Below are 22,055 nucleotides of genomic sequence, written 5' to 3' on the forward strand. Positions count from 1 at the left end.
ATCCCGTCTCAGCTTCTTGCGCAGCACCGCCCGCCCCGAGGCGTCGGCGCCGTGCGCCTGGAACACATTCTTCGCCAGGTCGAGCCCGACCGTGATAATCTCCGACATGACCGCTCCCCTCTGTGGATCTTCGCAAACCCACCTTGGCACATCGATGCCGTCGGGGGGCGGTCACATCATCAGAGCCCCAGCAAGGCACTCTGACCCGCATCCGGGCCCCGCGCGGCAGCCGCCCGCGCGCGCCCCACGATAGCCGCTACACCTCGGCCTGCATCTTCGGCGCCGTCTGTCCCGGGCGCGGCACCACCGCCGCGCTCGTCATGCCCCACGCCGACACGGCGGCGATGACCGCCCACCTCGCCGGGATCTCCCGCACCGTCTCCGAGGGTGCGCACGCCGTTCGCGTGCTCGACGGGGCCGGATGGCATGGGGCGAAGACGCTCTGCGTCCCTGGCAACATCAACCCTCCTGCCACTTCCGCCCTACGCTCCGGAGTTCAACCCGATCGAGAACGCCTTCGCCGACCTCCGCGCCAACCGCCTCGCCATCTCCGTCTTCGAGACCTACGACAACATCTTCGCGCGATGCTGCGACGCCTGGAAATTCTTCGCAAACGACATCGACACCGTCCGATCGATCACTACCCGAGACTGCGCCAGAACGGTCAAAAGTTAAGGCCGCTGGTATGACGCGGCCCCTGTCCCCGCGCCGGATGCCGGGTCACTTCAGCTTGACGATGCCGGAGAACCCGGCGACGGCAAGCAGGCTCAGCGCCCAGCCGGCCATCGTCAGGAGATAGACGAAGATGCGCCCGGCGAAGCCCACCGGATGGCGCGAGTCGGGCAGCCAGAAGTCCTGCTGTCCGGCCTCGAACACGGGGATCAGCGTGTCGAGGGAAAACACCCAGGCGTTGAAGCGCGTGTAGCTGGCGGCCTCGGGCTGGGCGAGGAAACAGGCAAGCTGCGACTGTCCCGGCGTGGCCAGCCCGGCGCGCGTCTGCCCAAGGGAGGCAAGGAACGTCTCGCTGCCCGCGGGCAGGGCGCACAGCACCCATTCCGGCGCGCGCACCATCACCGACGGGACGGGGCGCAGCGCCTCGTGATACTCCACCAGGCTGAAGATGCCCGCACCAAGCGCCCAGAACAGCGCCAGCCAGAGGAAGGCGAGGAAGGGCTGCCGACCATAGCCCACCGTGATGCCCAGCAGGAAGTCGCGCACCGCCATCAGCCAGCGCAGCGCGCGCCAGCGCATGCGGGCGCGCTGCGCGGCCCGTTGCAGGCGTTCCTTGGCCACCAGCACCCGGCGCGCGTCGTCGGCGTGCCCGGTGCCGCTGAGGACGCTGGCGAGGTGTTCATAGGGCTGGGGCCAGAAATCCTCGTCCCAGCGCGCGGGGTCCTGGCGCGCCAGCCAGGCCAGCCGCGAGTCCGCGTCGATGGGCGACGCGAGGAAGCCGTCATAGCGGCACTGGTTCAACAGCAACTCGCCCGGCGCGGGCCAGCTGCCGGGGGCGTCGACGAGCGTGCCGATGCTCGCGCCGTTGAGATTGAGCGCGCCCTGCAGGGTCGTGCCGTCGCGCAGGATCAGGGCCCCGTCGATCACGGCGCGGCGAAAGCTGAGCGCGGTCAGCCCCGGCGCGGTGAGGCGCGCCTCGCGCAGGTCCACGTCCGCGCGCAGGCGGGCGCCGTTGAACTCGCACTCGCCCTCGATGGTGATGCGACGCAGGTTCACGTCGCTTGCGCAATGCAGGCCCGTGGCATCCAGCGCCATGGCGCCCGCACGCTCCACCCGCGCGCCGATGGCATTGAGCGCGCCGCCCAGCCGCACGCTGGGCACCGCGATGCCGCCGCGCACCACCGCGCCGCGCAGCAGCAGGCCGCCGCGCGCCTCCAGCCGTTCGGCATTCAGCGCCACGCCGTCGGGCTCGGTGATCTGCGCGCCGTCGAGCACCAGCTCGCCCCCCAGCCGGGCGCCGCGCAGGTGGATGGCGCCCGCGACAGTGGCGGCCCGCAGATAGATGTCGCCGCGCGCCTCGATCCGGTCGGCGCTGAGGCCGGGCAGGACGGACCCGTCGAGGATCAGCGAATCGATCATTGCCGAGCGCAGCACCGGCTCGAACTCGAACCGGCAGTCCGCCAGCCCGATGTCGCGCGGGATCCGGCACCCCTCCAGATCGAGCCGCCCGCTGATCCAGGCACCGCCCAGCCGCAGGCCGGTCTCGTGCAGGCGCGGCACCTCGGGGCCGCCCAGCAGCAGCAGGCGGATCACGTCGGCGCGGACCTGCCGGGTCTCGTCCCCGGCCTCCGGCAGGCCGCCGCCGCCGACGCGGTCATAGGTGCCGCTGTCGAGGCCCGCGACCAGCGCCGCCTCGGCCCGTGTCAGCGGGTCGAAGGCCGACAGGCCGCGCGGGGCCATCAGCCCACCCCCCCTTGCCGCCGCGCCGTCACAGCGCCGCGAGGATGCGGGCCCAGGAGCGGATGCCCTTGTGGAAGCTCTGCAGCTCGTATTTCTCGTTCGGGCTGTGGATGCGGTCGTCGGCGAGGCCGAAGCCGGCCATCACCACGTCCATCCCCATGCGTTCCTTGATCATCGTGGTCACGGGGATCGACCCGCCACCGCCGACAAACGCCGCGTCCTTGCCCCATTCCTCGGTCAGCGCGGCCTGCGTTTTCTGAAACACCGGGGCGGAGGTGTCGAAGGCGACGGCGCGGCCCGCGCCATGCTCGATGAACTCCACCCGGCAGTCGGCGGGCACCCGGGCCTCCACGAAGGCGCGGAAGGCGGCGCGGACCTTGTGGGGGTCCTGTTCGAACACCAGGCGGAACGAGATCTTGGCCGACGCCATCGCCGGGATCACGGTCTTGAAGCCCGCGCCTTGATAGCCGCCGCCCATGCCGTTGACCTCGCAGGTCGGGCGCGACCAGACCATCTCCAGCGCCGAGCGGCCCTTTTCGCCCGCCGGGACCGACAGCCCGACCTCGCCCAGGAAGGCCGCCTCGGAGAAGTCGAGCTTGGCCCAGCTCTCGCGCAGCGCGGCGGGCAGCTCGGGCACGCCGTCGTAGAAGCCCGGAACGGTGACGCGGCCGTCTTCGTCGCGCAGGTCCGCAAGGATGCGCGCGAGCACATGGTTCGGGTTCGCCGCCGCCGAGCCGTAGAACCCCGAATGCAGGTCGCGGTCGGAGGCGTGGATGATGATCTCCTCGCCGCACAGCCCGCGCAGGGAGGTGGTGATGGCGGGCGTCGCGCTGTCCCACATGTTGGTGTCGCAGATCAGCGCCACATCGGCGCGCAGCTCGTCGGCGTTCGCCTCCAGGAACGGTGGCAGGTTGACGCCGCCCGATTCCTCCTCGCCCTCCAGCAGGATTGTGACCGGGATCGGCAGCTTGCCGGTGACCGCCTTCCAGGCGCGGCAGGCCTCGACGAACGTCATGAGCTGGCCCTTGTCGTCGGCCGCCCCCCGCGCGACGATGAACTTCGACCCGTCCTCCCGCGTCTCGATCGAGGGCGCGAAGGGGTCGTGGTCCCACAGCTCCAGCGGGTCGACGGGCTGCACGTCGTAGTGGCCGTAGAACAGCACCGACGTGCCCGTGGCGGAACGGTCGTGCCCCACCACCATCGGATGGCCGGCGGTGTCGCGCACGGCGGCGTCAAACCCGATGGAGGCGAGGTCGCGCGCGTGCCACTCCGCACAGGCCCGCGTCTCGCCGTTGTAGGCGGGGTCGGTGGAGATGGACTTCATCCGCAGCGTCTCGAACAGGCGCGCGACGGCGTGGTCGAGATCTGCGTCGATGTGGGCAAGGACGGCGTCAAGATCGCTCATGGGTCGGGTCTCCTCCGGGTTGCAACGGGTTGCTGCGGCCGGCCTCCTCCCGCCGGGCGCATCTCAAAACCGCCAGATCATCGGCACGAGGCCGACGGCGACGACGAAGTACCAGACGGTCAACGGCAGCCCGAGCGGCCAGTAATCCGCAAAGCGAAAGCCCGCGGGCCCCATCACCATGGTGTTGGCGGTGGTCGAGACCGGCGTCAGGAACGACGCCGAGGTCGCGACGCTCAGCGCCATCAGCGCGGGCAGGGGCGAGATGCCGTAGGCCGCGGCCGACATCACCGTGATCGGCAGCAGGATCATCGTCGTCGCGGTGTTCGACACGACGATGCCCATGGCCACGGCCAGCACGAAGATGATCGCCAGCAGCAGACGCGGCTCACCATCGCCGGTCACCGCGACCACACGGTCGGCCACCATCTGCGCCGCCCCGGTGTCGACCAGCGCGGTGGACAGCGGGAACATCGCGGCGATCAGGATGACCGTGGTCCAGTTGATCGCGCGAAACGCGTCCTCCACCGTCACGAGGCCGAGCACCAGGATCGCGCCCGCCGCCAGCACCGTGGCCACCGCCGGCGCGAGCAAGCCCGTGGCGATGGCGGTCACCATCGCCAGCACGATGGCCAGCACGGCCCTGGCGCCGGTGCCCAGCGGCACCAGCTGCCGGCGGACGGTGTCGGGCCGGTCCACCAGCAGGACACCCGCGCGCGCCTCGTTGCGCAGCAGCGCCGACCAGCTGCCCTGGGTCAGGACATGATCGCCCGCCTCCAGCGCGACCTCGCCCACCAGAGGGTCGCCGCGCCGCTGCACCGCCATCACGGCCAGATCGCCGCCCCGGGTGACCATGCCGGGAAACACCCGGGTCCCGATCAGCGGCGAGCGCTGGGGGATCACCACCTCGGCGACGCCAGCCGCACGGTTGATCAGCTTGCCCGCCGCCTCTTCGTCCGAGACGGTGCGGATGCGGGTGCCGGTGGCGCGGGCGAAGTCGGCGGCGGTGGTGGGCGGGCCGCGCAGCAGGATGCGGTCGCCGGCCCCCATCACCCCCTCCAGCCGGGGCACGCCCTCCGGGTCGCTGACGATGATCAGCGACAGATCCGGCGGCAGCCCGAGGTCGCGCACCGGCTTGCCGATCAGGGGGGAGCCCGCGGCCAGCACCAGCGCAAACACGTCCTGCGCCAGCCGATACTGCTCCACCAGCGTGCGCGCATGCTTGCTCAGGTCGCGCGGCAGGCTGGGGGCGGTGCGTTCTGGCACGAGGCGTCGGCCCAGCAGCAGCACGATGACCACCGTGCCGGCCAGCATCGGAATGCCCACCAGCGCGAACTCGAAAAAGCCGATGGCGCGCGGGCCGTAGTTTGCCGCGGCATCGGCGATCAGCACGTTCTTGGGCGCGCCCGTCAGCGCCAGATGCGCCCCCGCACCCGAGGCGAAGGCCATCGGCAGAAGGAACCGCGCGGGCTGCGCGCCCAGCCGCACCACCATCAGCATCACCACCGGCAGCAGCGCGCCCACCGCGCCGCTGGCGTTGATCAGCGGGCACAGCGCCGCCACCGCCAGCATCCCCACCATCAGCAGCTTGTCGGGATTGCCCGCCACCAGCCGCTCGAACTGCTGGCCGATCCAGGCGGTGACGCCGGCCGCCTCCAGCCCCGCGGTGACGATGAACAGGGAGGCCACGAACATCACCACCGGATCGCCGAAGCCGCGAAAGACCTGATCGAGCGACTGCAGCCCGGTGGCATAGAGCGCCAGCGCGCTGCCCATCGCCACCACCACCAGCGGCAGCCGGTTCCACACGAACAGCGCGATCGTGCCCAGCACGATCAGGAGCAGGAGGTTGACGTCGCTCATACCCGCCCCTTCGCGCCGGCCGCGTGCCTCAGAAGCCCCACACCAGCGGCACCCAGAAGACGGCCACGAAGAAGAAATACACCATGAACGGCAGGCCGAACTTCCAGTAGTCGCCGAACTTGTAGCTGCCCGGCTCCATCACCATGAGGTTGGTGGGAGTGGCGACGGGGGTCATGAAGGCCGCCGCCGCCGCGATGCACACCGCCATCAGCACCGGTTCCGGCGCGATGCCCATCTGCGTGGCCGTCACCGCCGCGATCGGGATGATGATCAGCGCCGTCGCGGTGTTGGAGATCACCTGCCCCAGGACCGCCGTCAGCACGAACAGCCCCGCCAGCAGGACCCGCGGCTCGGAATCGCCGACCCAGTTCACCAGCCCCTCGGCCAGCAGCTGTGCCGCGCCGGTCTGCTGGATTGCGACCGACAGGGGCATCATCGCCCCCACCAGGATCACGGTGGTCCAGTTGATCGAGCGGTAGACCTGATCGACGTTCAGCACCCCGCTGACAAGGAAGGCACCGGCGGCCAGCAGGCCCGCGACCGAGGCGGGCACCAGACCGGTCGCCAGCAACACCACCATCACCGCGAGGATCGCCAGCGTCGTCTGCGCACCCGGACCCATCGGCAGCGCCTGACGGCGCACCAGCTCGGGCGAATCAACGACCAGCACCTCGGCGGCCTCCAGCCGGGTCTCCATCGCCTCCCAGGTGCCCTGCAGCAGCAGCGTGTCGCCGGCCTCCAGCGCCGTTCCTGCGGTCAGGTCCTGCCCGCCGCGCTGGATCGCCAGCACCACAAGGTCGCCGCTGGGCGTCACCATGCCGGGAAAGAAGTGATCCCCGATCAGGGGCGACCGCGGGCGGATCACCACCTCCGCCAGCGCCGAGTCGCGGTTGAAGAGATTGTTCGCGGCGTCGGTGCCCTCCGCCTCCTGCACGAGGAAGAGGCCAAGCTCCTGCGCGAACTCGCCGATGGCGCTGCTGTCGCCGCGCACCACGACCAGGTCGCCGGCCTGCAACTGGTCGCGCCGACCCGGACCTGCGCTGCCCGTGGCCTCGCGCACCGACACGAGCGCGAGGCCCTCGCGGTCGGACAGGTCGAAGGCGCGCCGCTCCTTGCCGATCAGGGGCGACTCCTCCGCGATGCGCAGGGTCTGCACCTCCGCCGACAGGCGATATTGTTCCACCAGCGTGTGGGCATGGCGGCTCAGGTCGCTGGGCAGGTTCTTGCTGGCGCGCGCGGGCAGCAGCTTCTCGCCCAGGAACACGGCGATCACCACGCCCCCGATCACCGCAGGGATGCCGGCGAGCGCGAATTCGAAATAGTTGAAGTTGCGCCCGGCGGAGTCGAGCAGCGCCTCCGACACCAGCACGTTGACCGGCGAGCCGGTGAGCAGCAGCAGCGAGCCGCAATGCGCGGCGAATACGAGCGGCATCAGCAGCCGGCCGGGCGAGCGGTTCAGCCGCACCGCCAGCACCACCACCACCGGCAACAGCGCCGCCACCGCGCCGTTGACGCTGATCAGCGCGCTGAGCACCGCGACGGCCAGCATCATGAACACGATCAGCCGCACGCGGCTGTCCCCGGACTTGTCGATCAGTGCCTGCCCGACCCAGGCCGTTACCCCCGACCGCTCCATCCCGGCGCTGATGACGAAGAGCGAGGCGACGAAGATGGTCGCCGGGTCACCAAAGCCCGCCAGGCTCTGGCCGATCGTCAGGATGCCGGTGGCCCACAGTGCCAGCGCACAGCCGACGCAGACGACGATGACCGGCACCCGATCCCAGATGAAAAGGGCGATCACCGCGGCGATGATGGCGAAGACGATCCAGATGTCGGACAAACGCAGCCCTCCCGAGCATTGCGAGGAACGAGCCGGCGATTGCCCCGCGCCGAAACAGTCCAGCCGGAGTATTGGCCCGGCCAACCACACGCTGCAATACCGCTTCCAGACGAATCAATGGCCGACACCCGCCGTTACTGTCAAGAAAGGAATGTCGTTCGGAAACCGCGTTATACAAAAAGAGGCACTCCATGAACGCGAAGGAAAAAAGCGTTCTGAATTGTCAAACCTTATACATTTAGCCTCTCTTCTCCGTGATAGCTCCTGATTCTCGTTCTGGTTTTCCGTCGGGCGCAACCAAACGTTGTGGAGACGGCTCGCGGGAGGCGAGTTTCCGTCAGAATTGGTCCGTTGGAATCATTACCGGCGACGGTGGGAAGTCATTCCCGGGCGTCGCAAGCTTCGGGGGGGCTGACGATGGCGACACCAAAGGGTTCCGACGACGTGAAGGAGGGCTCGCTCAGCGGGTTCCTCGGGGTGATCGAGCGCGTCGGAAACGCGGTGCCGCACCCGGCCATCATCTTTTTCATGCTCATCGGAATCGTCGTCGTGCTCTCGGCGATCTTCGGGCTGCTCGGCACCTCCGTCACCTATGAGGGCTACGACGCCGCGCTGGGCGAGATCGTCGAGCAGACGAGCGCCGTGCGCAGCCTGCTGTCGCCCGACGGCATCCGCTTCCTGATCACCAGCCCGGTGGCGAACTTCCTCGCCTTCACCGGGGTGGGGGTGATTCTGGTGGCCATGATCGGCGTCGGCCTGGCCGAGGAGTCGGGCCTGATCTCTACCCTGGTGCGCAAGCTCGTGATGGTGGCGCCGGCGCGCTACTTCACCTTCATGATCGTGATGGTGGGGGTGATGTCCTCCATCGCGGCGGATGCGGGCTATCTGGTGCTGGTCCCGCTGGCGGCCGCGGCCTTCCACAGCCTGGGCCGGCATCCGCTGGCGGGGCTTGCGGCCGGCTTCAGCGGCGTCGCGGCGGTGTTCCTGGTCAACGTCTTCGTCACGCCGACCGATGCCCTTCTGGTGGAGGTGACAAACGACGCCGTGCGCTCGGTCGATCCCAGCCGGCAGATCACCCCGGTGGGCAACATCTTCTTCATGATCGTGTCGTCCATCCTGATGGCGATCATCTGCACGCTGCTGACCGAGAAATACGTCGAACCCCGCCTCGGGCCCTACACCGGCGGCGTGCCGGTGGAGGTGCATGAGGGGATGACCGAGGCCGAGCAGGCGGGGCTGAAGGCGGCCGGTCGCGCGGCGTTGATCTTTCTCGGCGTGCTTGCGCTGCTGACGCTGCCGCCGGCGCCCTTCGGCATCCTGCGCAACCAGGACACCGGCGGGATCATGGCCGGGTCGCCCTTCATGTCCGGGCTGATCGTGCTGCTGAGCCTGATGTTCATGTTCGTGGGCTATGCCTACGGGCGGGCCGCGGGCACCATCGCGAACGTCACCGCCGCGATCGGTCTAGTGGTGAAGACGTGGGGCAACCTCGCGGGGATGATCTTCCTGCTGTTCGTGATCGCCAACTTCATCGCCTTCTTCAACTACACCAACCTCGCCACCGTTCTTGCGGTCAACCTGGCCGAGCGGTTGCAGACCGCGCCCTTCGGGGCCACGACCTACATCTTCCTGTTCGTCGGTCTGGTGGCGCTGATCGACATTATCCTGACCGGCGCGCTGGCGAAATGGGCGATCCTGGCGCCGGTGTTCATCCCGCTGTTCATGCGGCTTGGGGGCGACCCGGACCTGGTGCTTGCCGCCTACCGCGTCGGCGACAGCCCGATGAACGTGATCACGCCGCTCAACGTCTATCTTGCCGTGATGGTCGGCTTTGCCCAGAAATACCAGAAGGACGCCGGCATCGGCACGATTGTCGCCCTGATGCTGCCCTACACGGCGGTGCTGCTGGTCCTTTGGTCGCTGCTGCTGGTGGGCTGGTATCAGCTGGGCCTGCCCCTTGGGGTCTGAATGAGGGGCCCTGTCCCTCGCGGCGCGCACGGGGGTCCCGCAGGACCCCGTGCGCGCCCAACGTTGCCACCTGTCCTGGAAGGAATGATCTCCATGCCCGCAATCAGCCTGCCAGCCCGCGGCGTTCTTCTTGCGCTGGGGTTGACCGCGGCGCTCTCGGCCTGCCGCGAGGAGGAGGCCGCCGAGGCCCCCGAGCTGCGTCCGGTGCGCACCGTCATCGTGCAGGAAACCGTGGCTGGGCAGACCATCACGCTGTCGGGCACGGTGGAGAGCCAGGTGGAGGTCGACCTCGCCTTTCGGATCGGCGGCCGGCTGGTGGAGCGGCCGGTGCAGGTCGGCGACACGGTGGAGGCCGGCCAGCCCATCGGCCGGCTCGACCCCGTCGACGAACAGAACGCCCTGCGCGCGGCCGAAGCCGCGCTCACGGCCGCGGCCGGACAGCTGTCCGAGGTTCGGGCCAATTTCGAACGCCAGCGCCAGCTGTTCGAGCGCGATTTCGTCTCGCAGGCGGGGCTGGAGCGGGCCGAACAGCAGCTCGTCTCGGCCCAGGGCGCCTATGACTCCGCCGAGGCGCAGGCCAGCATCGCCCGGCGCCGGCTGGCCGATACCGAGCTTCTGGCCGATGCCCCGGGCGTGGTCGTCGCCGTGGGCGCCGAGGCCGGCGAGGTGGTGCAGCCCGGCCGCCGCATCGTCCAGCTTGCCCGCGACGAGGGCAAGGACGCGGTGTTCGACGTGCCCACCAGCGTGATTGCCGCAAGCCCGCCCGACCCCGAGGTGAGCGTGTCGCTCGGCCTCTCGCCGGGGGTGGTCGCGCTGGGACGGGTGCGCGAGATCGCCCCGCGGGCCGATGCCGCGACGGGTACGATCCGCGTCCGGGTCGGGCTGATCGACCCGCCCGCAGAGATGCGCCTGGGCTCCACCATCACGGGGCGGGTGCATTTCGGCGGCGTCGGCGGGATCGAGCTGCCGGCCAGCGCGCTGACCTCGGCGGATGGCGCGCCCGCGGTCTGGGTCGTGGACCCTGACAGCCCGCGCGTGATGCTGCGGCCGGTCCGTGTGATCCGCTTCAACCCCGCCACCGTCAGCATCGAATACGGCGTCGAGATCGGGGAGCGTGTCGTGACCGCCGGGGTGCAGGCCTTGCGCCCGGGGCAGGAGGTGCGTCTGCTCGGTGACGGGTCATGATCGGCCCGAACCTGTCGGAGTTCGCGATCCGCAGCCGGTCGCTGACCCTCTATCTGATGCTGGTCGCGGTCGTGGCCGGGGCCTTCGCCTTCGTCAACCTGGGCCGGGACGAGGACCCGACCTTCACCATCAAGACCATGCTGGTGACGGCCGTCTGGCCAGGCGCCACCATGGAGGAGACGCAGCGCCAGCTGACCGACCGGCTGGAGCGCCGGCTGGAAGAGACGACGGGCCTTGATGCCCTGCGCTCCATCACCCGGCCGGGGCTCGTCACGATCTATGTCGATCTGAAGGGCGTCTTTCCGCCCGATCAGGTGCCCACCGTCTGGCAGGAGGTGCGCAACGGCATCGGCGACATCCGCCACACCCTGCCGCAGGGCGTCCTGGGGCCGTTCTTCAACGATGACTTCGGCGATGTCTTCGGCATCATGTACGGCTTCACCGCCGACGGCTTCTCCGACCGCGAGCTGCGCGACTACGTCGACGTGGTGCGCACGCGCCTGCTGACCCTGGTCGACGGCATCGGCAAGATCGACTTCATCGGCACCCAGAACGAGACCGTCTTCGTGGAGTTCCAGCCCGACCGGGTCGCGGCGATGGGGCTCGACTATGGCCAGATCTTCTCGGCCATCGCCGCGCAGAACGTGGTGCGCCCCTCGGGGACCCTCAGTTCGGGGCAGGAAAACCTCGTCCTGCGCGTCACCGGCGCCTTCGAGACCGAGGGCGACATCCTGGAGGTCTCGCTGATCGCCGGCGGCCGGGCGATCCGGCTCGGTGACATCGCCACGGTCCGGCGCGGCCTGGTCGATCCGCCGCAGCCGCTGCTGCACGTCAACGGCGAACGGGCCATCGGGCTGGCCATCTCCATGCGCGAGGGCGGCGATATCCTGGAGCTGGGGGCCGACATCGACAGCGCCATGAAGCGCATCATCGCCGACCTGCCCATCGGGATCGAGCCGCATCTGATCTCCAACCAGCCGGCGGTGGTGACCACCGCCATCGGCGATTTCACCACCTCGCTCTATCAGGCCATCGCGATCATCCTGACGATCAGCTTCGTGGCGCTGGGCGTGCGTCCGGGGGCGGTGGTGGCGGTGGCGATTCCGGTCACGCTGGCGACAACGTTTCTGGTCATGCAGACGATGGGGATCGACCTGCACCGCGTGTCGCTGGGCGCGCTGATCATCGCGCTGGCGCTGCTGGTGGACGATGCCATGACCACCACCGACGCGATCCTGCGCCGGCTGGCCGTCGGCGACACGGTGGCCCAGGGCGCGGCCTTTGCCTATCGGCGCCTCGCAGCACCGATGCTGACGGGCACGCTGATCACCATCGCGGGCTTCACCCCCATCGGCTTTGCCGAAAGCCAGGCGGGCGAGTACACCATCTCGCTCTTTCAGGTCGTGGCCATCGCGCTGATCGCGTCCTGGCTGGTGGCGGTCGTGTTCACGCCCGTGGTGGCGGGCGCCCTGCTGAAGCCGCCCGCGGCGGGCGTCTCGGACGCGCCGGGGCGGTTCCTGAAGGGGTTCGCCCGCGTCCTGAACATCGCGATCACCGGCCGCTGGATCACCATCGCCGTCACGATCGCGGTCTTCGTGGTGTCGCTGCTCGCGCTCCAGCTGGTCAACCGGCAGTTCTTTCCGCCCTCCGACCGCAACGAGCTGATCATCGATTTCCAGCTTCCGCGGTCGAGCTCCATCTTCGCCAGCGAGACCGCGATCAAGCGGGTGGAGGAGTACCTCGCCACCAGCGACGACGTGGATTTCTGGGTCAGCTACATCGGACGCAATGTGGTGCGCTTCTATCTGCCGCTGGCGATCCGGCCGCCCAGCGACCACCACAGCCAGATCGTGGTCATGGCCACGGACCTCGAGGCCCGCCTGCGGCTGGAGAGGACGCTGGACAGCTATCTGGTGGAGAACTTCCCCGAGGCGGTCATTCGCGTCAGCCCGCTGGAGATGGGCCCGCCCATCGGCTGGCCGCTGCAGTACCGCCTCAGCGGTCCGGAGGTGGAGGTCATCCGCACCCAGGCGCTGCGCCTGGCCGAGGTCTTGTCCTCCCATCCCGGCGCGCGGCGCGTGCACTTCGACTGGATCGAGCCCGCGCGCCAGCTGACCATCGACATCGACCAGGACCAGGCGCGCCGCATGGGCCTGACCAGCGCGCAGCTCGCCAACGTGCTGAACACCGCCGTGTCCGGCGCAACCGTCACGCAGTTGCGCGACGACATCTATCTGGTCAATGTCATCGCCCGCGCCGAGGCGCAGGACCGCGTGTCGCTGGACGGGCTTGCGACGCTCCAGGTGCCGGTGCCCGGGGGGCGCACGGTCGCCCTGGGGGCCTTTGCCACGTTCAGCTATGCCCAGGAGCAGCCGCTGGTCTGGCGCCGCGACCGGGTACCGACGCTGACGGTGCTGGCCGACGTGGCGCCGGGGCTGTTGCCCGAGACGGTGGTCGCGGCGCTGGAGGCCGACATGGCCGCGCTGAACGCGTCCCTGCCGCCCGGCTACCTGATCGAGGTCGGCGGCGTGGTGGAGACCTCGGCCGAGAGCCAGCAGGCGGTATTCGCCGTCGTGCCGCTGATGGTCTTCCTGATGCTGACGCTGCTGATGCTGCAGCTCCAGAGCTTCCGCAGCGTCGGGATCGTCGTGCTGCTGGTGCCGCTGGGGTTGATCGGGGTGGCGGCGGCCCTCCTGATCTTCGGGCGGCCGCTGGGGTTCGTGGCGATCCTGGGTATCCTCGCGCTGATCGGGATGATCGCCAAGAACTCGGTGATCCTGATCACGCAGATCACCGACGAGCGTGCCGCGGGCCTGGGCGTGCGCGAGGCGGCGGTGGCGGCGGCGCAGAACCGCCTGCGCCCGCTGATGCTGACGGCGCTGTCGACGGTGCTGGGGCTGTTGCCGATCGCGCCGACGCTGTTCTGGGGGCCGATGGCCTTTGCCATCATGGGGGGGCTGCTGGTCGCGACGGTGCTGACGCTGATCGTTCTGCCGGTGCTCTATGTCACGCTGTTCGACGACCGCCGCTCCCGGGCAGCCCCGACCGAGCCCGAGCCGATGCCCGACGCCGGCGATCAGGCCAGCGATGCCCCCGTCGACGCACGGTGACGCGGACGGCGACCTGCCGCTGCCATGGTCGGGGGCGGCCGACAAGGCGAGCTATTACCGGCTCTTCGTCGCCTATGTGATGGCGCTGTTCGCCACCGGGGTGGCGACGGTGGCGCTTGCGCTCTTTGCCTATGGGCTTGCGGGCGAGGGTGCGGGCACCGTGCTGGGCACGGCGCTGTCGCTCAAGGCGCTGGCCTATGTGGTGGGGGCGCCGGTGGCGGCGGCGCTGACGCTGCACTTGCGGCGCAAGCCGCTGCTCATCACGCTCGATCTGCTGCGCGCGGGCGGCCTGCTGCTGCTGCCCTTCGTGACCGCCCCCTGGCAGGTGTTCATCATCGTCTTCGTGTTCTCCCTCGCCTCGGCGGTGTTCACGCAGACCTATCAGACCGTCGTGCCCTATCTGCTGGCCCGGCGCGAGGATTACACCAAGTCCATCGCCCGGTCGCGCATCGCCACCGAGCTGGAGAGCTCGCTCAGCCCGCTGCTGGCGGCGGGGCTGCTGCTGGTCGTGACCTCGCGCGGGGTGTTCGTGGGCATGGCCGTGGTGTTCCTGATCTCGGCGTGGCTGATCGGGCGGGCGACGCTGCCCGGCACCCTGGCGCAGCGCAGCGGCAGCCTTGCGATGCGCATCCTGCGGGGGCCGCGGCTGTTCCTGGCGGCACCCGACCTGCGCGGGCTCATTGCGCTCAACCTCGTGGTGGCCTGCGTGACGGCCATGGTCTTGGTCAACACCGTGGTGCTGGTGCAGGGCGACTTCGGGCTGGAGCGTCGGGCCAGCGCGCTGGCCTTCGCGGCCTTCGGGGTCGGCTCGATCCTCGGGGCGGTGACGCTGATCCCCTCGCTGCGCATCCTGCCGGAGCGGGCGATCATGCTGGCCGGCGCGGCACTTGCCTGTCTGGGCCTTTTTGGCGGGGCGGTGCTGGCCACCGGTTATCCGGGGCTGCTGGGGGTTTGGGTGGTGCTGGGGCTGGGCACCTCGGTGGCGCTGACGCCGGCCACCTTCCTGATCCGGAGGGTGGCGCGGCCGCGTGACAGCCAGCTTCTGTTCGCAGCACAACTGGCGCTGGCGAACGGGTTCCTGCTGGTGGGGTATTCGGCCGCGGGCTGGCTGGGCGCGGTGCATGGCATGACGCCGACATTCCTGGTGCTGGGCGTCGTCGCGACGCTGGGCACCGTCGCGGCCGGCAAGCTCTGGCCGCCGGCGGTCACGGAACCAGCGGCTGGATCACCACCTGGGTGACGCCCGCGACGACGCCCAGCGTCGCCTCGAACACATTGCCCTGGCGCCCTTCGTCGCGCAGCATGGCGCTGCCGACCCGGTCGAGGCCGCTGATCATCGCGATCATTGCCGGAGATGTCGCCACCGCGAAGTGGTTGAGCGGATCGTCCGACCCCTCCACGTCGCTGACGTCGAGCACGATCACGCCGGGCAGGTGGCTCACGCGTTCGGTCTCGCGCAGCGAGCCAAGGCGGTCGGTCTCGCCCCGCAGCAGCCCGGAGATGCGCAGCGCCCGGTCGCGCCCCGACACCGCGATGTAGATCGGTACCACCCGCGGGGCGAGTTCGCCGATCTGCCTGCGGAACAGATCGACATCGAGGTCGGGCGAGATCAGCACCACCGCCTGCAGCCGGTCCAGCACCCGGTCCGAGCCCCGGATCGCCGTCTGGCGGAGGGCTTCCATCACCACCATGGCCCCCATGGAATGCCCCACCAGCACAAAGTCCCGGGCCGTGCTCTGCGCCACCAGATCCATCACCTCCTCCAGCCCGTCGCGGCCAAAGAGCGCGCTCTCGCGGTCGAAGGGGTAGGACAGGACGTGGCCTGCCGACGGCCAGGCGTAGAACAGCGGCACGCCCGGCGAGCGGAAGTCATGCGCCATCTGGGCGTGCCGATAGAGGCCTTCGGCGAAGTTCACATTGAAGCCGTGCACGAACACCGTGACCTCGCGGGCCTCGCGCGGGCGGCGCGCCAGATGGTCGTTCAGCACCGACAGGAAGCTCGGCGCGTCGGCGATCTTCTCGGCCGAGACGACGAGGAAATCGGTTTCGGGGTCGGGCGCGGCGGGGCGGGGGAAGGTGACGGTGCCCGGCGAGCGCCGCGGCGGCACGGAGACCCCGAACTCCGCCCAGCGCAGGGTGTCGGACCGCCCGCGCGCCTCGATGGCCGTGCCCTCGCCGGGGCCGCGGCTGGTCGCGGAGAGGACGTGAACCACCGTGCCCGGTGTTTCGATATCCCGAAGGACCAACAACTCGCCGCGCGCGGCGCAGCCCCCCACGAGGCCCGCAAGGGCCAGCCCGGTCAGCATGCGGGACCAGCAGCGCCGCCGGCACGCCGCCCGATCCGTGGCGCAGGTTGTCGGCATGCGGACCCTCCTGCCGCGGCCGCTCCGCGACGTCGCGCAAATATAGCCCTCCGCCCCGCGGTTGCCCAGCGCGAAGCCACCCCACGCGCGGGGGTGTCAGAAGAACCAGCGCGCGCCGATCAGCACGCCGTCGGCGTTGCGGTAGCTGACGCCGGACCGGTCGCTGTAGGTGAAGCGCCGCCAGCCGATATAGGCGTCCAGCGACACCGCGTCGAAGCTCTGGACCGCATAGAGGCCGTAGTTCTCGGTCCGCGCCCCGTCCGAGACGAAGTTGCGCCCGCGGTAGTAGTCGACCGACAGCGAGGTGGTGCCGACGTCGAAGAAATCCCGCCGCCAGCCGGCGCGCACATACTGGTGCTCCGGCCCGTTCATCCGCGAACTGGCCGACAGCGTCAGGTTCAGCCCGGTGGGGATGTGAAACACCGTCATCGATCCGGCCGCCCGCCGCTGGTTGTCCCCGCGGGGATCGTCGTCGAGGCCGTAGCTGGCCGCGGTCTGCACCGCGAAATCGCCCAGATCGCCCGACCAGCGCAGCGCGACGTCGTAGAAGTGCCGCTTGTCGGACCCCACCAGCACGTTGCGCCCGTAGGAGGTGGACAGCACCACGCCCCCGATGCTGGGTGTGTCGTAGCGGATACGGAACCGCCGGGCCCCGTCGAAGGTCTCGTTGACCGCGCCGACGGTGATGTCGGTCAGCGCGCCGGCCTCGTCGCGAAACCGGAACGAACTGAAGCCGTCCGAGGAGTCCGCGGCGCCGGCGTGGAAGGTGAAGGAGTCGTCCAGCCCCGCCGCCCCGTCCGAGGCCGTGCTGCCCTGACCCACCGAGACCGTGCCGTAGCGCGTATCCAGCGCCGCCTCGAACCAGCGCAGCGAGGTGCGCTGCCAGTCCACCCAGTCGGGCCGCCGGGCCTCCTGCGAGATGGCGGCGCTGCTGCGCAGCCCCAGGCCGGTCTCGAAGCGCAGGCGCAGGGTCGTCTCGTTCAGCGGCTGGGTGATTCGGAACCCGAGCCGCGAGTTCCAGTTGCCGTTGTCCACAAGCCCGCTGGTCGTCGACACGCCGTCGTCGAAGCTCTGGAAGGCGGGGTTGAACTGGCCGTAGAACGTCACCTCGCCGCCGCTGGTGTTGGTGAAGGTCAGGCGCGGGGCATGGACCTGCGGTTCGACGATGGCCGAGCTTTCGATCTCGTGGTCGGGTTGCCCCCCGATCGATTGCGCCGATGCGCCCGCCGCGCCCAGCGCCAGCGCGCAGGCCAGACCCGTCCCCCTGATTGCGTTGCCCATGAAGCCCTCCTCCCAGGAAAGATGAATCGCGCGCGGTGCGGCGCGGGCCCGTGTCACGACAGCGCCACGCCGAGCAGCAGCACCCCGATGATGATCACCAGCAGGATGCCCATCAGCGGCAGGATGAAGCGCAGGTACTGGTCGAATCCGACCTTCGCCAACGCCAGCCCTGCGATGAGCAGGGCGTTGATCGGCAGGACCAGCCGCAGCCACGCCCCCGCCGCCGCCCAGGTGGTGATCACCAGCGACCGGTCCACGCCCGCGAAATCGCCCAGCGGGGCCAGCACCGGCATGGTCAGCGCCGTGCCCGCCGAGCCCGGCCCCACGAGGAAGGACAGCGGCAACGAGGCGATGAACACCAGCCCGACGAACCCCGCGCTGGAGGCGCCTGTGACCAGCCCCTCCATGGCGTTCAGCACCGTGTCGATGGTCTGGGTGTTGTTCATCACCACCGATACGCCGCGCGCCACCACCACCAGGAAGGCCGGCCCGGTGAAATCCACCACCCCACGGATGAAGGCGCGGGCGGTCTCCTGCTCGCCCAGCCGCCCCACGGCCCCGATCACGATGGCCATGACGAAGAACAGCGCGGTCAGTTCGGGCAGCCACCAGCCCAGTTCCCAGACGAAGGGGGTGCCGATGGTCTTGTGGGTATAGTAGTCGACCTCGTAGTTCCCCAGGATCGCGCCCCAGGGCATGATCGAGAAGGTCAGGAGCACGAAGGTGAACACCACCAGCCCGATGATCCGCTTGTCGCGCCGGGACAGGGGCGCGGGCACGGCCGCGTCGGCCTGCACCAGCGCGCGATCCGCCACGGTCAGGCCCACCAGCGATTTCGACGGGTCGGCCTTCACGCGCGCCGCATACCACAGCGTGTAGCCGATCATCGCACCCATGCAGAGCACGAACATCAGCAGGCGCAGCCCGATGCCGTCGCCGATGCTGACGCCCGCCTCGGCCGAGCCGACGCCGATCACGAAGGGGTTGATGGTCGACCCGATGACCCCAACGAAGGGCGCGACCGACACCACCGCCACCGCCACGATGCGGTCGTAGCCCAGCGCGATCATCAGCGGCACCATCAGCGCGTAGAAGCCCAGCGTCTCGTCGCTCCAGGCCATGACGGAGGCGAGGATGCCGAACAGCAGGCTCAGCAGCACGATCAGCACCGGACCCTGCGTGCGATAGCGATGGGCGAGGTGATGGATCCCGCGGTCGAGCGCGCCGGTCGCGAACACCACCGTCATGAACCCGCCGATGGCGAGAATGAACAGGAACACCTGCACCGAGCCGAACATCCGGCCCGTGTTGAACGGCCCGACATGCCCCGTTTCCGCGTCCTGGATGCCGTAAAGGCCATTGACCGGTGCGAGCAGCAGGTCGCCCACACGCGCGCCGAAGGTCATCGGCGCGTCGATCCGCTGGAAGGACCCCGCAATCGGGCTGCCGGTTTCGTCAAGCTGGTATTGGCCCGAAGGGATCAGGAATGCCGCCAGCCAGACCAGCACCAGAACGCCCAGAATAATCGTCAATGGTGCAGGGAAAGCGGATGTCTTCCGTTCCGGTTGCGTTTCGCCTGCATTGTTTTCTGACATCGCTCCCTTCCCGGAAATGAACAGCCTCTGCAATGCCGGGTGCCTGGTCCGCGGGCCGGTAGGGTTGTTCCCCTCCCTTCGCTCGCTTCGGGACCGCCCCCGGGGGCTTGAGGCTACCGGTAACGAAAGAGTGAGTCTGTCGGCGTTTTGACAATGCCGGGGCGCAATGCCGCAAGGCCGCAGGGTTTTTCCATGGGCCCGGTGGCGCGAAACGCGGCGCGCTGGTCGATGCTGTGAAACGTGGTCCGCGCGGGGGTGCCCTCAGCCGTCGTTGTCGGCCTGCCGGGCGGCGACGCGGGCCTTGAGGCCCTCGATCTCCTCCGAGGTCCAGCCGGGCGCGTCGGTCAGTCCCACCCAGCCATCGAGGTAGTGCCCGAAGGCATAGACATGCCCGAACCCCATGGGCGGCAGCACCGCGGTCATCAGGTCGATGGTGAGCTGCAGGAAGGTGACGACCGGCACCCAGACCAGATCAGGTGAAACGTCGGGCCCCAGCGGGGGCCGCATCCAGGCCGGGCGGCGCCACAGCGCGTGCGGATCGTAGAAGGTGATCGCGTCCGAGGCATATTGCAGGAAGATCACCCGATAGGGCCCCCAGGCCGTCGTGACCGTATTCAGATGGTTGGTCTGCGCGGTGAAGCGGATCACGGCGCCGTCGCGGAAGCTGGGCAGCCAGGGCGGCGTGCCGGGGTTGCGCGCCTGCGTCACCGCAGCCCAGGTCCGGCTGGGAAAGGGTGGGCCGACCCACAGCGCCCCGGCATGGGGATCGCCGATGACCTGGTAGAGGTCGTGGCTGAGGTCGGAGTTGAACGCCCCCAGGCTGAGCCCGTGCAGATAAAGCTGCGGCCGGCTGTCCGGGGGCAGCGCGGTCCAGTGGCCATAGATGGCGGCAAAGACCGCGCGCGCTGTCTCCACCCCATAGGCGGGATCGGCCAGCAGCGCGAGCCAGCTTGCGAGATACGAATACTGGACCGAGACCGTCGCCACGTCGCCGCGCAGCAGGTATTCCAGCGCGGTCTGGCTTTCGGGATCGATCCAGCCGGTGCCGGTGGGCGTGGCGATCACGAGGGTGGAGCGCTCGAACCCGCCGATGCGGATCAGCTCGGCCAGCGCCAGCGCCGCACGTTCGGCCGGCCCCTCGGCGGAGTTCAGCCCGACATAGACCCGCAGCGGCTCCTGCGCCGGGCCGCCGGTCATCTCGGCGATCAGGGCGGCGTCGGGCCCTGCGGCGATCATCTCGCGACCTGCGCGCCCCAGACCCTCCCATGTCAGCAGCGAGCCCGGCCCGCCGGCCTTCAGCGGGTCGGTCGGCCGCGGGCTCTGTGCGTCGAACCGGGCATCGAGCTGGGCATAGGCGGCGTCAAAGGCGCGCATCGCACCGTTCACCAGGACGCCGCTGCCGATGGACCAGAACAGCAGGGCCGTCGCCACCAGCGCGATCAGCGCCGCCTGTGGCCCCGGCAGGTGGCGCGCCAGCCACCGCGTCAGCCGCCGCCAGGTCCCGCGCACGAGGCGCGCGATCCCCAGCAGCAGCAGGAACACCACCAGGCTTACCCCGAGCACGGTGAAGGGGTGGATCACCTCCAGCGGCGGCATCTCCATCAGCGCCCGCAGCCGGTTCTGCCAGACCCCGGCCCGCCAGACCGCCACCGCGATCACCACCCCGCAGGCCGCCACCATCGCAACCATGCCCAGGCTGCGCAGCCGCCCGGCGGGCGTTGGCAGTTGCAGCGCCATCCACCCCGCCCTCAGCAACACGCCGATGCCATAGCCCGCGGCCAGGCTCACCCCGCTCAGCAGGCCCTGAACGACCGCGCCGCGCGGCACGAGGCTGGGGGTCAGCGAGGCCGCGAGGAACAGCGTCCCGAGCACGAGCCCCGCGCCCGAGAACGTCCGGAGCGCGGCACGCCGCCACCCTTCCCGCGGGGGGGACATCACTCAGACCTCTGCCTTGCGCAGCGCCCAGGCCATGTGGCCCAGCGAGGCCCCCACCGTGATCAGGTTGATCCCGAGAAGCAGCCCGATCAGCCACACCGCGGTCACCGGCATGCTGCTCCACAGCATGATCGACAATCCCACGCCGATCACGCCGCTGACCAGCACCCAGCCCCAGTTGGGCAGCGGCCGGATCGTGAGCGCAAAGACGATCTTGGACACGCCTTCCATCATGAAGAACACGATCAGCAGCAGCGAGATCACCAGCATCCCCTCGCCGACATGGCGCAGCAGCAGGACCCCGACCCAGATCGCCAGGACCACCGACACCGCCTGCAGCCAGATGCCGGGCGTTCCGCGCGTGCCGACCAGCCCGAAGGCCTGCGCCACCCCGCTGAGGATCAAGAGCCAGCCCAGCAGGATCACGAACATCGCCGAGGAGAACATCGGGAAGACGATCGCCGCCAGACCCGCGGCGATCAGCACCACCGCCTCCAGCATGTAAAGGCCCCAGTGCCGCTTCACCGAGGCGCGCACCGCCTCGCGATAGACCGCCCCTGCGGCATTGATGTCCATCGTCATGGTCAGGCACTCCCGTCGTCGACCGGATGGTCGAGGGTAAATCGTCACCGCCGGTGCGGCCCTGACAGGGCCATCGTCAGGCACCTGCGCCGTCGCCCACAGCCGCAAGCGCAGGCACCGCCGGGGGTGGTCCGAGGCACTCGGGACGGCCCCTGTGTATCGCGGTGCGCTGCGGCCGAAAGAGCCAGGACACATCGCCCATTTACTTTGTCTGGCGCGGCGGTTTTCGTCCGTCAACCATGATTTTTTGCCTATTTTTTCAGCATACCCGCCAAAGGCCCGTCCGGCGCCGTGATCGCGCCTGCCCAGGCCGTCCGGCGCGCGCCGGTCCGGGGCCGCACGGACCTCGGAGGGCGCGCAGCGCAGGATCGGGGCGTGGCGTGGTCAGACAAAAGATAATTCAACTTCAGTACTTTATGGAGCTGCGCGCTCCCCGTGGGGGCCGATCGCAGTCCCTCGGCATGTCCCCTTGCGCCCGGCCCACAGGGCCGTGCACCGCGCAATTGTCCAGTCAATGAC

General features: G+C 69.6%; 13 protein-coding genes and 1 pseudogene. 4 read left to right on the forward strand and 10 right to left on the reverse strand.

Features of this window, described 5'->3' with window-relative positions:
• The 5 genes and pseudogenes from CCR87_RS15105 to CCR87_RS15125 all read right to left on the reverse strand — a co-directional run.
• Nucleotides 1-108: pseudogene (locus tag CCR87_RS15105) on the reverse strand (IS110 family transposase); the annotation flags it as partial.
• A 612-nt stretch (nucleotides 109-720) separates the two neighbouring features.
• On the reverse strand, nucleotides 721-2,412 hold the full coding sequence (locus CCR87_RS15110; protein WP_201158369.1) for a hypothetical protein: 1,692 nt from the start codon (nucleotides 2,410-2,412) through the stop codon (nucleotides 721-723).
• A gap of 28 nt (nucleotides 2,413-2,440) precedes the next feature.
• The gene (locus CCR87_RS15115; RefSeq protein ID WP_201158370.1) at nucleotides 2,441-3,817 is read right to left on the reverse strand and encodes a M20/M25/M40 family metallo-hydrolase; all 1,377 of its coding nucleotides are present in this window, start codon (nucleotides 3,815-3,817) and stop codon (nucleotides 2,441-2,443) included.
• A gap of 63 nt (nucleotides 3,818-3,880) precedes the next feature.
• Nucleotides 3,881-5,677: an SLC13 family permease gene (locus CCR87_RS15120; protein ID WP_201158371.1), complete on the reverse strand. Its 1,797-nt coding sequence runs from the start codon at nucleotides 5,675-5,677 to the stop codon at nucleotides 3,881-3,883.
• Between the two features lie 28 nt (nucleotides 5,678-5,705).
• A complete protein-coding gene (locus CCR87_RS15125) occupies nucleotides 5,706-7,517 on the reverse strand; it encodes an SLC13 family permease (RefSeq protein WP_201158372.1) in 1,812 nt (603 codons plus the stop codon).
• 417 nt (nucleotides 7,518-7,934) lie between these two features.
• On the opposite strand from CCR87_RS15125, the gene CCR87_RS15130 reads away from it, so the two are divergent.
• The 4 genes from CCR87_RS15130 to CCR87_RS15145 all read left to right on the forward strand — a co-directional run bounded on the left by CCR87_RS15130 (nucleotide 7,935) and on the right by CCR87_RS15145 (nucleotide 15,020).
• Entirely contained in the window at nucleotides 7,935-9,485 is a 1,551-nt protein-coding gene (locus CCR87_RS15130) for an AbgT family transporter (RefSeq protein WP_201158373.1), read from the forward strand.
• Between the two features lie 93 nt (nucleotides 9,486-9,578).
• Nucleotides 9,579-10,670, forward strand: a complete 1,092-nt coding sequence (locus tag CCR87_RS15135) for an efflux RND transporter periplasmic adaptor subunit (protein WP_201158374.1) — start codon at nucleotides 9,579-9,581, stop codon at nucleotides 10,668-10,670.
• A complete protein-coding gene (locus CCR87_RS15140) occupies nucleotides 10,667-13,780 on the forward strand; it encodes an efflux RND transporter permease subunit (RefSeq protein ID WP_201158375.1) in 3,114 nt (1,037 codons plus the stop codon). The genes CCR87_RS15135 and CCR87_RS15140 overlap by 4 nt, the downstream gene beginning before the upstream one ends.
• Complete coding sequence (locus tag CCR87_RS15145; RefSeq protein ID WP_201158376.1) at nucleotides 13,758-15,020, forward strand: MFS transporter; 1,263 nt, start codon at nucleotides 13,758-13,760, stop codon at nucleotides 15,018-15,020. The genes CCR87_RS15140 and CCR87_RS15145 overlap by 23 nt, the downstream gene beginning before the upstream one ends.
• Here the strand turns inward: CCR87_RS15145 and CCR87_RS15150 are convergent.
• The 5 genes from CCR87_RS15150 to CCR87_RS15170 all read right to left on the reverse strand — a co-directional run bounded on the left by CCR87_RS15150 (nucleotide 14,986) and on the right by CCR87_RS15170 (nucleotide 21,536).
• Nucleotides 14,986-16,143: an alpha/beta hydrolase gene (locus CCR87_RS15150; protein WP_201158377.1), complete on the reverse strand. Its 1,158-nt coding sequence runs from the start codon at nucleotides 16,141-16,143 to the stop codon at nucleotides 14,986-14,988. The two genes, CCR87_RS15145 and CCR87_RS15150, sit on opposite strands and share 35 nt — an antisense overlap.
• 96 nt (nucleotides 16,144-16,239) lie before the next feature.
• Nucleotides 16,240-17,424 (reverse strand): porin, encoded by a 1,185-nt coding sequence (locus CCR87_RS15155; protein ID WP_201158378.1) that lies wholly within the window; start codon nucleotides 17,422-17,424, stop codon nucleotides 16,240-16,242.
• A gap of 53 nt (nucleotides 17,425-17,477) precedes the next feature.
• Nucleotides 17,478-18,956: a YfcC family protein gene (locus CCR87_RS15160; protein ID WP_201158379.1), complete on the reverse strand. Its 1,479-nt coding sequence runs from the start codon at nucleotides 18,954-18,956 to the stop codon at nucleotides 17,478-17,480.
• A gap of 324 nt (nucleotides 18,957-19,280) precedes the next feature.
• Nucleotides 19,281-20,954, reverse strand: a complete 1,674-nt coding sequence (locus CCR87_RS15165) for an alpha/beta hydrolase (RefSeq protein ID WP_201158380.1) — start codon at nucleotides 20,952-20,954, stop codon at nucleotides 19,281-19,283.
• A gap of 3 nt (nucleotides 20,955-20,957) precedes the next feature.
• A complete protein-coding gene (locus CCR87_RS15170; RefSeq protein ID WP_201158381.1) occupies nucleotides 20,958-21,536 on the reverse strand; it encodes an HdeD family acid-resistance protein in 579 nt (192 codons plus the stop codon).
• Nucleotides 21,537-22,055: the final 519 nt, after the last annotated feature.

The organism is Rhodobaculum claviforme (assembly GCF_016653255.1).
GTDB classification, from domain to species: domain Bacteria; phylum Pseudomonadota; class Alphaproteobacteria; order Rhodobacterales; family Rhodobacteraceae; genus Rhodobaculum; species Rhodobaculum claviforme.